The following is a 14,988-nucleotide window of genomic DNA, read 5'->3' as shown; positions in this document are numbered from 1 at the left end:
TTCTCTTTTTCTATTATATAGTTTTTTTCCAAAAAAATCTGTGAAATATTAAAAAACAAAAAAATAAGACCTCTTGGGCTGAGGTCTTATACTGTATGGTGCATCGCTTCAACAATATCATCAAATTGGAAACTATCAGATCGACCTTGTTTTAAAAACGTATTTATACCTTCTACTTTGTTTTTACATTCAAAAATATAAGCATTTTCAGCATTTTCTTGAATCGTCCCTAATTTAAAATACAATTCATTTTCTTTATAAACAGATAAGATTTTTCTCATTTCATTTGCAAGTTGCCAATGAGTTAGCGAAACGATTTCTTCCATAATCCTACTCACTGAGTCTAGCACTGAAATAGCAGGGTAATGACTAAGTGTTGCAAGTTCACGCTTTAACACAATATGCCCATCTAAAATACCTCGTGCTAAATCTGGTACAGGTCCGTTTAAATCATCCCCATCAACGAGTACGGTATAAATACCTGTTATAGATCCCTTTTGTGTTTTCCCAGAGCGCTCTAACAGCTTCTTCATATAACTTTCCATTAAGAGTGTTTTACCACCGATCGGCAACTCTTTAACGGCAATATCAACACTTCTACGCGCATCAGCAAAACGAGTAACAGAGTCCATCATAAGTAGTACGTTATTACCTTGATCACGGAAATATTCAGCAATAGACGTTGCAAGTTTCGCTGCACGAAGTTGCATTAGGTGACTTTCATCTGACGTCGCTACAACAACGACGCTTTTTCGCATTCCTTCTTCACCTAATTCTTTTCGAATAAAGTCTTTTACTTCCCGGCCACGTTCTCCTACTAAACTAATAACATTAATGTCAGCTTTTGCATTTTTTGCAATCATTCCGAGTAAAGTAGATTTACCAACACCAGAACCTGCAAAAATACCAATCTTTTGACCGATGCCAATTGTTAGCATAGAATCAATCGATTTGATTCCAGTTTCAAATACATCGGTAATTTCTTCACGTTCAAATGCATGAATAGGCGGGGCATCTAGTTTTATTTTTTGTAATGGAATATTCTCTGCATCCTCATTTAGTACTTCGCCATTTGCACTTAACACTTTTCCGAGTAAATGATTACCACGAGGTATAACAACATCTTCTGCAATTAGTGTAACTGAATCTCCGTAACATACTTTTTCTGTTTGTTCAAATGGAAGTAACATGTTGTTCTCTTTTTCGATTGCAATTACTTCACATAAGACGCTATGTTCTCCAACGAGACAAACATCACCGATTTTCGCCTTTGGCCCTTTCGCTACAAAAAACTGTTCTTGTACACTATGAACTTTACCGACTTTCGTATAAAACGGCGTTTCAATAAATGTATTCCATTTTTGGTTTTCATTCATTAATAGTCGATTCATACATTTTGCTCCTCAAATACCTTCTCTTCTTCCCATTTCTGGCGAAGTTTCGCAAATATAGGTGCAAATTTAAATTCAAAAAACTCTTTCTCTTCTTCTAGAACAAATTCACCGAACTGTAAGGAGAAATCATATTTCCATTCTACTAATTGTAGTAACCAATACTCTTTCGTATTTTCCTTCTCTTCTTGAATACGTTCAAATGTTTCTGGGTGTACGGTAATGATTAATTTTTCAAACGAAGTAGGCAACGTTTGAACGATACCAGTTAAAATGGGTAACACATCAAGCAATCGTGAATCTACTGCTTGATTCACGATTTTTTCTGCTAGATGAAAAGATTGATTCCATAATAACTCTGTCCATTCATATGCTGTTTCTTGTTGTTCTTTTTGAAACTGCATACGTGCTGCTTCCATCTGTTCCATTTGTTCATGAATATGCATTTGAAATTGTTCTTTATCTTGCAATAGCTGTTGACGCTCTCTTTCTAGCGTTTGCTGTTCTTGCCTTAGTTGATTCAGTTCAGTATGTAATGATTGTTGCTGTGCAAGAAGCTCTTCATGGTCCACCTGTATTTCTTCTTCGACTTGAACTGGTATTGGTTTTGGAAATTGTAATTCATACGTTTCTTCAGAAAAAGAAACAGAATTCTTCGGAATTCTGTTTTTAAATAAGGACATCATCTTCACCTCTTTGAACGATAATTCTTCCTTCCTTCTCTAGCTTTTTCACTGTGCCTGTAATCGTTTGCTGTGCCTTTTCAGCATCCGTCATCTTAAGCGGCCCTAAGCCATCTAATTCTTCTAGAATCATCTCTTTACGGTTTGAAGACATACATGTAAATAATTTCTCTTTAATTTCTTCTTTTGCAATTTTAAGTGCTTTCGCAATAACACCGTTATCTGTAATTTCTTCTAATACACGACGAAGTGCAAGATCTTCAAGTCCGAGTAAGTCTTCAAATACAAACATGTTTTCTTTAATTTTCTCAGATAACTCATAATCCATTTCATCCAGCTTTTGAAAGACTGTTTTTTCAACACCTCGTGAAACATTATTTAAAATGTTTACTATTGTTTTCAAGCCATCCGTTTTATTAATTGCATTAAATGCCATATTATTTAATTTTGATTTTAATAAATCACCAATTTGATTTATTAATTCACCATCAACTTGCTCTAGCTTCGCAATCCCCATTACCGTTTCTACTCGCTTATGATCTGGTAATCTCTCAATTAATTGAGAAGCAAGCTGCGGTTTAATATAAGAAGCGATAATCGCAATCGTTTGTGGCGATTCATCATTAAGTACAGTAAGAAGCGGTTCTAAATCCGCAAGTGAATTTAAGAATTCAAACGGATTATCTTTGTTATACCAAAGATCTTCCAATAATTTTTCTAGTTCGTCTTCTGGCATATTTTTAAATATGCGACGAATATATTCTTTATCTGGAGTCACTAGGTTTAATTCTTTTACATTTAATTCATACAAGAACTCCCCTAGTACATTTTCTAACGTTTCCGGTTTATATACACGAAACTTCGCGATTTCACGAAGTAATACTTCTTTTTCCTCAGCCGTCATATATTCAATGACTTTTGCTGCCACCCCTTCTTCTAATGTACGAATAAGGATGGCAGCTTTTTCTTTGGAGGAGATTTCATCTAACATCGTTGTTCCTCCCTTACTGTCCATTTAACCATTTTTTAATTACTTTTGCAGTTCCTTCTACATGTTCTTTCGTAGCATCATGCACTTGTTCATCTAACGTTGGTTCTTTCGGTTCTTCTGGTTCTGGTTTTGGCTCTGGTACTATTTTTTCTTCAGGAATTTCCATGATACTTTCATTACTTGCAGCAATTTCCTCTTCTGCTAAGTATTCTTCATATTCCTCTTCTTCTTTCTTTCTCTTACGTCTTGCTAATAAGAACCATACTAGACCACCAATTGCTAATAAACCAGCTGGAATTCCACCGAATAACCACCAGTTTATACCGCTTTCTTCTGGTTCTTTCTTCTTCTCTTCTTTCGGCTGATCAAACTGAACAGTTACAACGTTAACTTGACCGTTTGTAAAGTTTCCATTCGGATCAGCTTGAAGCCCAGCAGCTGTGCCGATTGCTTCTTTGAAAGTAGTCATATCCATTTTTCGTTTTACTAACGTATCATTGTCTACCCATACTACAACATTTGTTTTCGTTAATTCTGGGTGTTTCTTAATTGTTTCGACTGTTTTATCTATTTCATAGTTTTCAATTTTGTTACCATTTTTATTATCATAGACGATTTTACCATTTTGATTATTGTTCGTACCGTAGTTTGGCACTTCGCCGTTCGCTGTAATACCAGCGCCTTGCTTCGTCTCTGCTCCTTCTTGTGCAGTAGAGCTTTCTTCTTGCTCTTGTTTACTACGAAGTACACCTTTATCACCATATTTTTCTGACTGGCGTGTAACTTCATCATAGTTTACAGACACTTTCGTATTCACTTTATATTCATTCGGTTTAAACATCGTCATTAACGTTGCATCAATATCTTGCTTTAATTTACCTTCAATTTGTTGCTGCATCTCTACTTCTTTTTCATAAGAAGAGGAACTAGTAGAATGCGCTTCATCTGCTCCTTTTGAGATAATACCTTTTTTGCTATCAATCACACTTACTTCTTCTGCTTTCACGCCAGGAACTGCAGCACTAATCATTTGCTGTATACCTGCAACCTGATCTGCCGTTAATAATTGGCCACGTTTCACACCTACAGTAATTGCCGCTGTTCCTTTTGCTTTTTCTTCATCAAAAATTGTCTCTTTTTCAGGTAATGTAATTTGAACATTTGCCGTTTCAACTGTCGCAAAGTTTCTTACGATATCTTGCTCCAATTGCTTTTTCGTACCGACAATTTGCTTCATTTTTTTATCTTGCTCACTTGAACCGAGCGAGCTTTCTAATAAAATTTCCTCACCGCTTTTAGAATTAAACGGTAAGCCCATTCCATTCATTTCTTTTCGAACCCATGGAGCATCATTTTTTTGCACACGAATCGATCCATCGGCCGCTAACTGATAATCGACACCTAACTTCGATAATTCTGCTGTAATCTCTTGCTTATCTGTATCATTTAAATTTTGATATACAACAACATATTTATCTGGCAAGGTGAAGTATAAAAGTGCTCCTGTTACAATCGCTAAAAGCGCAGCACCGATTACTAACTTATGCCACGTTTTTAACGATTGGATAACATTTTTTATCTTTTCCATTTAAACACACCCGTCCACTTTCCTAAATTTGCATATTAATTAGTGACTTATAATTTTCAATAAGATTATCACGTACGAGAGCAGCCGTTTTCATTTGAGACTCAGCCTTCTTCTGCTGAATTAAAACGTCATGCGTTTCTCCTACTCCTTTAGTTAGTAAATCATATACTGCTGTTTGCGCATTGTTTTGCGTTTGATTCATATCTTCCAATAAATCAATAAACTTTTTCCCCTCAACTACAGATGTTTGAGACGTTTTCGGTGCACCAATTGACTGAATTGCTCCAAATGGTTGCGTATTTAACATTGGTTGGATTTTCATATTACTATATTCCCCCTTATCCTCGGCCGATTTCTAAATCTTTATCCAGCATTTTTTTATTCGCATTTAATACACTTGTATTCGCTTCGTACATTTTTTGGGCAACCATTACATTCGTCATTTCAGCAGTCACATCAATATTTGGATAACGTACATATCCTTCTTCATTTGCATGCGGATGTGTTGGATCATACACTAAGTTTTCAGTTTTATCTGCTTCAATACTTTTTATTTTTACTCCATTTGTAGGAGACCCATCTAACATATTTGCAAAACTATTGTTTGATTCTAGCACTACACTACGACGCTCATATAAATTCGCCCCCGGAGCAGCCGTTGTATTTGCATTTACAATATTGTTAGAAGTAACTTCCATCCACTTTCTCGCTGTCGTTAGCCCTGAGCCACTTGCATTAATTGCCTGAAACATCGTTGTCTCTCCTTCTACTTTTAACGTCCGCGTGCCGCTTGGTTAATTGCATATTGTGTATTAATCGCGTTAACTGAAATACCGTATAACTGATTTGCTTTCATTAAATCTAGCATTTCTGTCGTTACATCCACACTATTTCCATCTTTATTCGTTTGCATTGATTTTGTTTGCATCTTTGCATATGTATTTTTCGTATTCACTGTCGGTAAGTGCATTTCATTCGTTTGATATAAATTTGGATTGCTCTTTAAGTCCGCAGCATTGTTCTTATATAATGCACTACTTTTATTCATTTGCTCAGCAAATGTTACATCTTGTGCTTTATAGCCGGGTGTATTCGCATTTGCAATATTACTAGAAACAGTATTTCGTTTCGTCACTAAATAATTCATATAATGGCCTACATCACTCACTAAATCTGGCATATTCCACACCCTTTCTTTTTTAACTTAATGATCCACTGATGGAAGTTTCACTTCATTATTTATTTTCTTATATGCGTTTATTAAAATATTAACAATCATGTACCCTTACATATTTTATTCCATTTTTCCATTGTTGTCTTTAGAAAAATACAAAAATATAAAAAAGAATACAAAAAAACTGTATACACGCAATAATCTATGAAACATTTCAATATATGATCTACAAACTAAAGTTCATTTTCATATTATTTAGATTACTACTATTTTTTCATTACAGTCATAAAATGAAACCTCAATCAGCGGAAGTCTTTATTTAAACAAAGGAATGGATCCCCTCTTAAAAGGGGAATCCGTTTCTAAACTCAATCATTAAAATTTACCGTAAAATGAATTAGCTTTCATGCGCCCATCATTTGTCATAATCATTTCTTCCAAAATCTTTTGCTTATCTCGAATATGCTGTGCCGCTTTAATAATAAATGGGCTTACTTCCGCTGCAACTTGCGCACGTGTTTCCTCATCCAATGTCATCATCCAGCGATTTAGCATCTCACTCTTCTCAGCAAACTCTCCATCTGACACTTGCAATTCACCGATTTCATTAAAACAGCCGACAAACGTCCGATAAATATCATTGTTCATTTTCAAGTGCTCCGCGGTAACCATCTATTAAATCTTGTAACACTTTCACAATTGCATCCATGTCTTTGGCTTCACGTGTTACTTTCATCGTTTGAATTTGAATGCTAATCCAATCGTATAAGCCATATAAACTATCATATAGATCTTTCGTAATTTCAGGATTTAATTGAAGCTTTAATTCTTCAAAAATACGTTCTAACTTTTCAAGAAGTGCATCCGCTTCTTGTAGTTTAAAAGTATGTAAAAGCTCTTCTAAATTACGAAACTCTACAATACATCTTTCATAAATAAAAATTGTATTTTTAATTGGATTACTCGTCATAATATCATTTTGCATATAACGTTGCCATGCTTGCATAGAATCACTTCCTTACCTTTCATTAATCATCACTTTTTTGTTTTGTCATTGCTTTAATTGTTTTTAATTGGCTATCTAGGGCTGCTAATGTACTCTCTAGCTTTTGATACTTCTTCACAATATCATCTTGTTTTTGTTTATTTTGCATATCAATATCGCTAATTTTTCTATCTAAATCACTTACACGCGAATCTATACTCTTTACTCGTTCCCCAACGACACCTTTATCACCGAAAAGCTTTTCAAGCGGGGCTTCCATCATTTTTCCTAAGCCATTTGAGCTAAAGAAAAACTGTTTAGCTGTATCTGGCTTTTCTTTTAATGCCTTTGTTAGAGTTTCATCATCGACTTCTAATGTCCCATCCTGCTTTATTTGGATACCAAAAGTAAATAAATAATTATCATCTTGAGAAAATGTTACAACACTATTCATTACTTGACGTATACTTTGCATAATTACTTGTCCCTGGAAGGCTCCATCTTTTCCAGCAAAAAGATCTACTGTAGAAACCGCTTTATTATAATCTGCCACCATTTTTTTAATAAGGTTGGATGCGTCTGTTACGTTTGAATCACTTACTGTAAATTTTAAATCTATTCCTTTTGTTTCTGTACCAGTTCCACCGTCCGATACCTTCGATTCAGTTATTTTTAATAACTCCACTTTTACACCAGGGAGTGTTTCAATTGTATTACTAGCACTTTTTCCTTCAATGCCATTAATACTGTATATTGCATCCTGTGCCTCATTAACGACGTTCATCGCTTTACCATCCACTGTAGATAATCCCATTTTTTGGAATAAATCAGATTTTTCACTTGTAAACTTAATTTCGCCTCCCATTCCCTCTTTTTTAGCAGACATAAATACTTTTCCACCAAGCGTATATGCAGAAACACCATAATCACCATCATTAATTTTATTAATTAAGTCCTTATAAGTCATATCCGTTGTTACTTTAAGTGGTTTCCCGTTAATTTCCAGCGTTTCTTCTGCAGGTAATTTTTCATCAATTTTAATATTATTTGAAGCAATTTGATGACGTTGCGCAAGCTGCTTAATTGTCATATTGAATGTTCCTGCAATTGCTCCGCCATCAGCTATTACATTAATATAGCCGTCCTGTGTTGTTGTAACTTTTTTTTCATTCCCTTTAAATAACGCTAAGTCTTTAAATGTTTGTGTAAAAGAACTAAATTCTTTTTTTAAACTTGTGTATAATTGTTTATCTTGTGTAAGTTGTTGTTTTTCCGTTGTATACGGTGTTTTTTTCATATTTAATGCTTGCAATTCTAATTCTACGAGATTAGAAGTATCAATCATATTATTTCCGAGGTTCCAAATTTGTTGTCTACCGCCAATACCTGTTAATGTTCCTGCCATGTTGTATCACTCCTTATTCGTTTACATATAATCTAAAATGCTCGTTTTACTCATCGTACTAACTGCTTTAAGCGTCGCTTCATACGTTGCGTTTATATATGCTAAGTCAGAAATTGCGACCGCTAAATCGACATCTTCAATTTCTTTACGGTTTTCTTGAAGCGCTAGGTTTTGCTCGCTTAAAATTGTTTTAAATGTCTCCATTGTGTTCATTGTTGAGCCAACTTCAGTTGTACGGTTAATGATGCCATCTAAGTTTTTCTTATTTTCTCCTAATAACGGCTGTAATGCTTTTTGGTCACCATTTTGCATCGCTTCGCTCATCTGTTTTAACGTTTTTATAACCGGTGATAATAACGCTTCTCCGTTACGGAAAGCTTTGAATTCATAACCGTCATTTAGTTGCCAGTTCACATCATTTTGTCCACCTTGATATGTACCATCTTCTGTAAATGGTGACTTCTCTGCACTATCACCACCGAAAATATAACGGCCTTGCTCTTTCGTATTCGCTAAATATACAACTTGTTTTAAAATTTGATCAATCTCTGCACCGATTGCTTTCAATTCTTTTTCACCATTTTGCTCACTTAATGCTTGTACTGTTAATTGATCTGCTCTCGTTACAGATTTCAAAACACCTTGTAAAGTAGTTTCAGTTTGTGTTAATACATTTTTCGAATCCGCTATATCTTTTTGCATTTGCTCCATATTCGCCAATGAATGTTGAATCGCAAATGATTTACTTGCTGCAAGTGGATCTTCACTCATAAAAAGGTTTTTCTTCCCTGAAGTTACTTGATTTCGGTGGTATTGTTGTTGCACATTCAAATCCATTAACTGATTCTTTGCCCAGCTTGCATTTTGAAATGTAGATACTCTCATTTCTATCTCCTCCTTATATATTTCCAATCAATTACTATCACTTATCGAATAATCGAAAATAGACTATCAAACACTTCATTCATCGTAGTAATAGCTTTAGAGTTTGCAACGAAATATTTTTGGAAGGCCATTAAATTAACCATTTCCTCTTCCATATTCACACCTTCGACACCCATCTTTTCTTGCTGAATCCCCTCTAATAAATCCCCATGAATTTTTTGATAAGCATTCACTGCACTTTTATCAGATGCAACACCAACTACGAATTGGTCTAATGCTTGTTTATAAGAAAGACCTTCTTTATAATTTCCATCTGTAATTGCTGCTAATTTATTTGCTGTTTCAGCTGATATTTTCATTTTCGAAACATCTTTTGCAAATTCAGGGTTTAATTTCATATCTTTCGCTTGATCTCCAACGAAGAAATCTTTCCCCATTACCGTGTTCACTTCATTCTTTACAGAACTCATTAATTCTTCAAGGTTTTTCTTATAACTAGCAATCTTCGCTTTCGTATCGATCGCTGATTGGATTGCTCCGCTAGTTAAAGGAATTTCCGAACCGTAAATTTCAGCAGTCATTGGTTCTTTTTCTTTATTTAATTGAAGTGGATATGTATCTTGTCCATTTACTGTTAAAACACCATTCATTCTAACACTCGCGATATTAGGATTCATAGATTCATAAGACACTTCTATATTTGCATACTTAGACATTTCTGTAATGATACGATCACGTTCATCCAAAAGTTGATTTGGTACTTGTGTACCTGCTTGTCCAATTTTTTTATTCGCTTCCGCTAAGCTGCCAGCAAGACGATTAAATTCATTGACATGCGCTTCAATATCTTCTCTCGTTTGTGCTTCTGCTGTATCTAAACCTTTCGCCAGACGATTTACTTGGCTTGTAAACTTCCCAGTTTCAGCAATTAATGTGTCATAGTAATTTGGTTGTTCTGGATTTTTTGCAACTTCACGAAAGGCATTAAAGAAGCCATCCATTAAACTAGATAATGAATTCTTTCCTGTCGTTCCAACCATAGATTCTACACGTGATAAAGTCGAATTCATGTAGTTATAGTATGAGAGTTGAGATAATTGATCGTTAAACTGTTTCGTCTTCACTTCATCTGTAATACGGTCAACACCTAACGTTTGTACACCGTAACCTATTTTTTGTTCCGGTGAATAGCCATGACTTGCTCCAGCCGATCCGTAATTCACCATTTGACGCACATAACCAGGCGTATGAATGTTAGATAAATTTTGTTTCGTCGTTTGTAATCCCATTTGTGCCGCTAACAAACCCGATAGCGGCGTATTATAATCAGATAGTCTCATTATGTTTCACTTCCCCTTTACAATAGTTCGTTCATAAAGATTTGTGAATTATTGTTTCGCTCTAAATTATATTCAGAAACGGAATCCACAATACTTTCTGTAGTTTTTAATAGTACGTTTAAGTAATATTGATTTTTCAAAAGAATCATTTTTACATTCTCTTCTAATTCAGCTACATTTTTTTGTAATTCTTCCATTTTTTCAATTTCTTCATGAGAAAAATACGAAAATAACGCACTTACGCGAAATGATTCCACGCCCTGTTCTTTACAAAACTGAACAACTATTTCTTCAAATGAACTTGATAACTTTTTTAAACCATCAATGTACTGCAATTGCTCTACTTGTAACTTTTGAACTGCATTTACATTTTTATGTTTTAAATTCTCATATATTTGTTCCCCAAGCGCTTGAATGTTTTCATATGCTTTTTGAATAATAACGAGCTTTTCATATAATTGTATGTACATATAGCTTCCTTCCCTTTTACAAGACTAAATTTACAATTAAACCGTGGATTTCTCCAATTTGATTTAACATTTCTAAATGTCCCGTTTTCGTATTAATTAAATTCATAACATCTTCTAACTCATTTAATCCCATTTCCGCCTGTTTCACAATCGTCATTTTCTGTGAATATCCGTAACGCGGATGGCGAGACATGACATCTTTATATTGCAATACATTATCTACGTAAAAATTCAAAAATGATTTTACTGTATTTTTGTATTCCATTACATTATCAAGCGTTAATTCCATTTCAATTTTCTCTTTAATTTCTCCAATGTTATCGACAAATGCTTCCATTTGTTCTAACAATTTATCTTTTTTCGGATCTGCATGCAAATTATCCGAAAATGCAAGTCCTGTCCTGACATTTGCTTCTTTCGGCATTTGAGTAGCAGGCGGTATATGCGATAAAATTGGATTATGCGAGATCGAACGCAGCATATATATCACCTATTTATTTTTTTATTTCTTCCTAAACTTAATCGTAAAATCCAGTTATTTATAATTATACTCTGAACACTAATATTTTGCAGTTATTTTTTATAAAAGATATGTTACAATTTAGCATGAGGTGGCACAAATCTATGAATATTTTTCTTTGTGGTTCAAATCAATTAACAGCATTAGATCAAGAAGAAATAAAAAAATTTTTAACTGACTATGCTCACAAACATAAAATTTACATATTATGTTATAAATCTATCGAAAATGAGATTCTTCGTTTTTTCATCGAAAACGAAAGACTCGCCCAAAATTTATGCCTTTACACGCTACAGCCGTTACAAGCATTAACAGATGAATTTCAAGAGGTCGTTGATTACTTAAAAAGACATGGAGCCGAGTATGTTACTTTTGATCATCCTTCCGACTCCATTTACCGATCGGATTATATGTTTTTTGTAAAACAAATAATCGAAGATACCGATTTAGTTCTCTGTTTTTATAATGGGGACAAGCATACATCTGTCATTCCCGTTGACGTTGCAAAAGAAGTAGGAATTGATGCTGTTATTTATGATTTACCAGGTTTACATGAAAAACAGATGAAAAAAAACTTTGAACAAAAAATCCGTATGATGTAAAGGGGGAGGCACAATATCGTTATTGTGCCTATTATAAATATGATAATTGAACAAGATTATGATCATTTTATCGCGAGTTTTAAACAACAATTCAATATGGATATCGCTTCATATAAACAAGATAGAATGCGTCGTAGAATCGATGCTTTTATTTCGAGAAAAGGCTTTGAGAACTACACTAATTTTTTAAGTAATTTACGTACTGATCAAAATTTATTTTTAAGTTTTATTGATTATATTACAATTAACGTTTCAGAATTTTTTAGAAATAAAGAACGTTGGCAAACGTTAGAGACGAAAGCACTACCAAAATTACTTGAACAAAATAACGGAAAATTAAAAGTATGGAGTGCCGCTTGCGCTGCCGGTGAAGAACCATATACACTCTCTTTAATTTTATCGAAGCATCTAGCTCCATTTCGTTTTGAAATACAAGCAACAGATCTTGATTTTCACATTTTAGAAACTGCAAAACGCGGTCAATATACAGAACGTTCTTTAAAAGAATTACCTATCGATTTGAAAGAGCGTCATTTCACAAAAGAGAATGATATATATTCATTACATCAAAATATTAAGCAAAACGTCACGTTCAAACAACACGACCTGTTAATGCAGTCGTTCGATACAAATTACGATTTAATCATTTGTCGCAACGTAATGATATACTTTACTGAAGAAGCAAGAGTAAAACTTTATGAAAAGTTTAGTCGTTCTTTAAGAAAAGGCGGCGTACTATTTGTTGGTAGTACCGAACAAATTTTAACACCTGAACGTTATAATCTTCAGAGATTTGATACATTCTTCTACGAAAAAATATAAAAGAGGTCGTCACAATGTAAAGTGACGACCTTTTTATATAACTCGAATTAAAATAATAGCAACAATCCATACAAAGAGAAAAAGAAACGTCATAGACCATTTATGTTCTTGCATCGTATGTTTCAAAGCCTGTGATAATTGTGTCATATTCATTTCTGCAAGTGCTCTCCATACGCTTACATCCCGCTCTTTAGCAGTGCGGTCTGTAACGCTAATTAAAATGGTTTCGTTAGACAATTTCGTTATATAAGCAGTAATAACCGTTACCATTAAATTTATATTTCCTTCTGAAGAATCACTTTCCACTCTAGAAATGAGTGCACTTACATCTAATAACGGAATATGTACCTTTCTACCAAATGATAGTTGTACTTCTGCGAAATCATACGTTCCATCTAACAAAGGAAGTTCTTTTATATGCGCCTGTTTCACAAGTCCTTGCAGGCTTCTCATTACTTGTTCAAATATTTTTTCTGTTTGCTTTCCTTCTCCAGATAATGTATGTAACTTTTTAAAGAGTAGTAATACTGTATCCATCTCTTTAGAAAGCATTTCCTTCATAACCTTTCCATCACCTAAACTCGCAAGTAAAATCCCTATTTCATTATTTTTCGAAATAACCTTAGACTGTCCAGTAAACACTAAATTGCTATGCTTTCGTTCTTTCTGAATTTCATGTTCCGAAATAGCTGCAGGCTGTTTTAATGGTTGTAGCGTCTTATCTTCAATTGTCGTACGTTTAATTTCCATTTAAGCGCCTCCACTACTATGAAATAATTAGCCCCATTCTTTATTACTTTTTAAAACTAAAAACAATACGAATAAACCTGACATGATAGCAAATACATTAGAAGCCTGTATTCCCGGTTCACTTTTAGCTTCTTTCTTATCTTCTGGCTCTTTTTGTTTCTCTTTCTTTTTCGAAATGACTTGATTGTTATTATCTTTATCTTTTTGAGCCTTCGCTTTATTTACTTCCTTGTTGTCTGTGAGAGGCTCTTTTATAACATAAGTAATTTTTTCTTTCTCTTTCAGTGGTTCTTTTATAAGATCGTTTACTTTCTCTTCTTGCTTCGGAATTTGAACAACTGGCGGTTTTTCTTCCAGGAGCGGGATCTCTATTTTTGAGTCTTCCTGCTTCTCTGGTTCTTTCTCAGGTTCTTCCTTATCTTCTAATTTATCTTCATTCTTTCGTTCTTCTACCTTTTTATCCTCTTCTGTTTTTTGCTCCAAAATAGAAACGCTATACTCACTTTCCTCAACCAGTTTATTGCCGGCCGCATCCACTATCTCTACAAGTATTTCGTATGTCCCGATTGGCAACGCATCCGTTATTTCAAATACTTTTTGCCAATCCATGTCGCGCTTATTGTAATCTAATAAAAATGTAATCTCTTTATTTTCTTTCCCTTTTAATGTAACACGAACCTCTTTCACAACTGATTCTACGTCTGTCGCCTTCACTCGCACACGTATAGAATCGCCTTTTTTCCGTTCAATTAGCTTCTCTTTCGCCTCGTCAACAGTAACTTTATGCAACTTCGGCAGTTCTTTATCTATTGTTGGCGTGTCATTATTTATACGAATAAATGGGACTTTCACTTCATTTTCTATAAGCTCTTCTTTCTCAGTTTCTTTAGAACTTTGAATGAGCTGAAGATTCCAATCACCTTGCAAATCAAAAGTTTCGACCTTGTAGTTAGCAATCCATCGCTTTGTTTCCTCTTCATACTTAAACGATAGCATTCTTTCTTGCTCATACTGATCGCCTTTTTTTGGCAAGCGCAAAATACCTTTTATACTTTGAACATTTTGCTCTTTCGGCTCTACAATAACCCGCACTTCTTCGCCAACTTTTAATTCTGGCTTATTTACTGTAATAACCCCTTGATCCGTTTCTATCTTTTTTTCGACCTCTTGTTCATTTGCTACTTCTTGTTGTTCCTCTTTACCTTGATTCACTTCCACTTGCTCTGGCTGCTCTTGAACTTCTTTGTTTTCTTCTTGTACATTCATTTTATTTAGTTTTTGATCTGGCTCAATTTGTTCTTCCGCCTGACTTTGCAGAGGAAAGAACAAATACATATGTATGAATAACCAGCTCATTAGAAAAAACTTTACGTTTTTCATCT

At 34.3% G+C, this 14,988-nt stretch carries 18 protein-coding genes; 2 read left to right on the top strand and 16 right to left on the bottom strand.

Annotated elements, in window-relative coordinates; all coding sequences use genetic code 11:
* Nucleotides 1-86 precede the first annotated feature (86 nt).
* The 14 genes from fliI to J0835_RS08335 all read right to left on the bottom strand — a co-directional run bounded on the left by fliI (nt 87) and on the right by J0835_RS08335 (nt 11,393).
* Nucleotides 87-1,391, bottom strand: coding sequence for a flagellar protein export ATPase FliI (fliI, locus tag J0835_RS08400; RefSeq protein ID WP_087980059.1), 1,305 nt, complete (start codon nt 1,389-1,391; stop codon nt 87-89).
* Nucleotides 1,388-2,074 (bottom strand): FliH/SctL family protein, encoded by a 687-nt coding sequence (locus tag J0835_RS08395; RefSeq protein ID WP_087980058.1) that lies wholly within the window; start codon nt 2,072-2,074, stop codon nt 1,388-1,390. The genes fliI and J0835_RS08395 overlap by 4 nt, the downstream gene beginning before the upstream one ends.
* Nucleotides 2,061-3,065: a flagellar motor switch protein FliG gene (locus J0835_RS08390; protein ID WP_000883360.1), complete on the bottom strand. Its 1,005-nt coding sequence runs from the start codon at nt 3,063-3,065 to the stop codon at nt 2,061-2,063. Before J0835_RS08390 ends, J0835_RS08395 begins: the two co-directional genes overlap by 14 nt.
* 13 nt (nt 3,066-3,078) lie before the next feature.
* Nucleotides 3,079-4,653 carry a flagellar M-ring protein FliF C-terminal domain-containing protein gene (locus J0835_RS08385; RefSeq protein ID WP_048566831.1) on the bottom strand — a complete coding sequence of 525 codons (1,575 nt, stop codon included), beginning with the start codon at nt 4,651-4,653 and terminating at the stop codon, nt 3,079-3,081.
* A gap of 22 nt (nt 4,654-4,675) precedes the next feature.
* Nucleotides 4,676-4,975 carry a flagellar hook-basal body complex protein FliE gene (gene fliE / locus J0835_RS08380; RefSeq protein ID WP_000701682.1) on the bottom strand — a complete coding sequence of 100 codons (300 nt, stop codon included), beginning with the start codon at nt 4,973-4,975 and terminating at the stop codon, nt 4,676-4,678.
* Nucleotides 4,976-4,991: 16 nt separating this feature from the next.
* Nucleotides 4,992-5,405, bottom strand: coding sequence for a flagellar basal body rod protein FlgC (gene flgC / locus J0835_RS08375; RefSeq protein WP_042511534.1), 414 nt, complete (start codon nt 5,403-5,405; stop codon nt 4,992-4,994).
* A gap of 20 nt (nt 5,406-5,425) precedes the next feature.
* Nucleotides 5,426-5,833 carry a flagellar basal body rod protein FlgB gene (flgB, locus tag J0835_RS08370; RefSeq protein ID WP_087980057.1) on the bottom strand — a complete coding sequence of 136 codons (408 nt, stop codon included), beginning with the start codon at nt 5,831-5,833 and terminating at the stop codon, nt 5,426-5,428.
* Nucleotides 5,834-6,202: 369 nt separating this feature from the next.
* Complete coding sequence (locus J0835_RS08365; protein ID WP_001058080.1) at nt 6,203-6,475, bottom strand: hypothetical protein; 273 nt, start codon at nt 6,473-6,475, stop codon at nt 6,203-6,205.
* Nucleotides 6,465-6,833, bottom strand: a complete 369-nt coding sequence (locus J0835_RS08360; protein ID WP_087980056.1) for a flagellar export chaperone FliS — start codon at nt 6,831-6,833, stop codon at nt 6,465-6,467. Before J0835_RS08360 ends, J0835_RS08365 begins: the two co-directional genes overlap by 11 nt.
* Before the next feature lie 22 nt (nt 6,834-6,855).
* A complete protein-coding gene (locus J0835_RS08355) occupies nt 6,856-8,217 on the bottom strand; it encodes a flagellar hook-associated protein 2 (protein WP_087980055.1) in 1,362 nt (453 codons plus the stop codon).
* Nucleotides 8,218-8,238: 21 nt separating this feature from the next.
* Entirely contained in the window at nt 8,239-9,102 is an 864-nt protein-coding gene (locus J0835_RS08350; protein WP_087980054.1) for a flagellar hook-associated protein 3, read from the bottom strand.
* Between the two features lie 41 nt (nt 9,103-9,143).
* Nucleotides 9,144-10,442 (bottom strand): flagellar hook-associated protein FlgK, encoded by a 1,299-nt coding sequence (gene flgK, locus J0835_RS08345; protein WP_087980053.1) that lies wholly within the window; start codon nt 10,440-10,442, stop codon nt 9,144-9,146.
* Between the two features lie 17 nt (nt 10,443-10,459).
* Nucleotides 10,460-10,912 (bottom strand): hypothetical protein, encoded by a 453-nt coding sequence (locus J0835_RS08340; protein WP_075308879.1) that lies wholly within the window; start codon nt 10,910-10,912, stop codon nt 10,460-10,462.
* Nucleotides 10,913-10,928: 16 nt separating this feature from the next.
* Nucleotides 10,929-11,393 (bottom strand): YaaR family protein, encoded by a 465-nt coding sequence (locus J0835_RS08335; protein ID WP_000946323.1) that lies wholly within the window; start codon nt 11,391-11,393, stop codon nt 10,929-10,931.
* A gap of 143 nt (nt 11,394-11,536) precedes the next feature.
* Between J0835_RS08335 and J0835_RS08330 the strand changes: the two genes are divergently transcribed.
* Together J0835_RS08330 and cheR are read left to right on the top strand one after the other, a co-directional pair.
* Nucleotides 11,537-12,034 (top strand): flagellar motor switch protein FliG, encoded by a 498-nt coding sequence (locus tag J0835_RS08330; protein ID WP_087980052.1) that lies wholly within the window; start codon nt 11,537-11,539, stop codon nt 12,032-12,034.
* 39 nt (nt 12,035-12,073) lie between these two features.
* Nucleotides 12,074-12,856, top strand: coding sequence for a protein-glutamate O-methyltransferase CheR (gene cheR, locus J0835_RS08325; RefSeq protein ID WP_048561275.1), 783 nt, complete (start codon nt 12,074-12,076; stop codon nt 12,854-12,856).
* A gap of 33 nt (nt 12,857-12,889) precedes the next feature.
* On the opposite strand, the gene J0835_RS08320 is transcribed toward cheR, so the two are convergent.
* On the bottom strand, nt 12,890-13,606 hold the full coding sequence (locus tag J0835_RS08320) for a hypothetical protein (RefSeq protein WP_087980051.1): 717 nt from the start codon (nt 13,604-13,606) through the stop codon (nt 12,890-12,892).
* A 27-nt stretch (nt 13,607-13,633) separates the two neighbouring features.
* Entirely contained in the window at nt 13,634-14,986 is a 1,353-nt protein-coding gene (locus J0835_RS08315; protein WP_087980050.1) for a transglycosylase, read from the bottom strand.
* Between the last annotated feature and the right edge of the window lie 2 nt (nt 14,987-14,988).

The sequence above is a fragment of the Bacillus cereus group sp. Sample62 genome, from assembly GCF_036851315.1.
Lineage (GTDB): Bacteria > Bacillota > Bacilli > Bacillales > Bacillaceae_G > Bacillus_A > Bacillus_A wiedmannii.
This window is presented reverse-complemented; position numbering and strand designations above follow the sequence as displayed.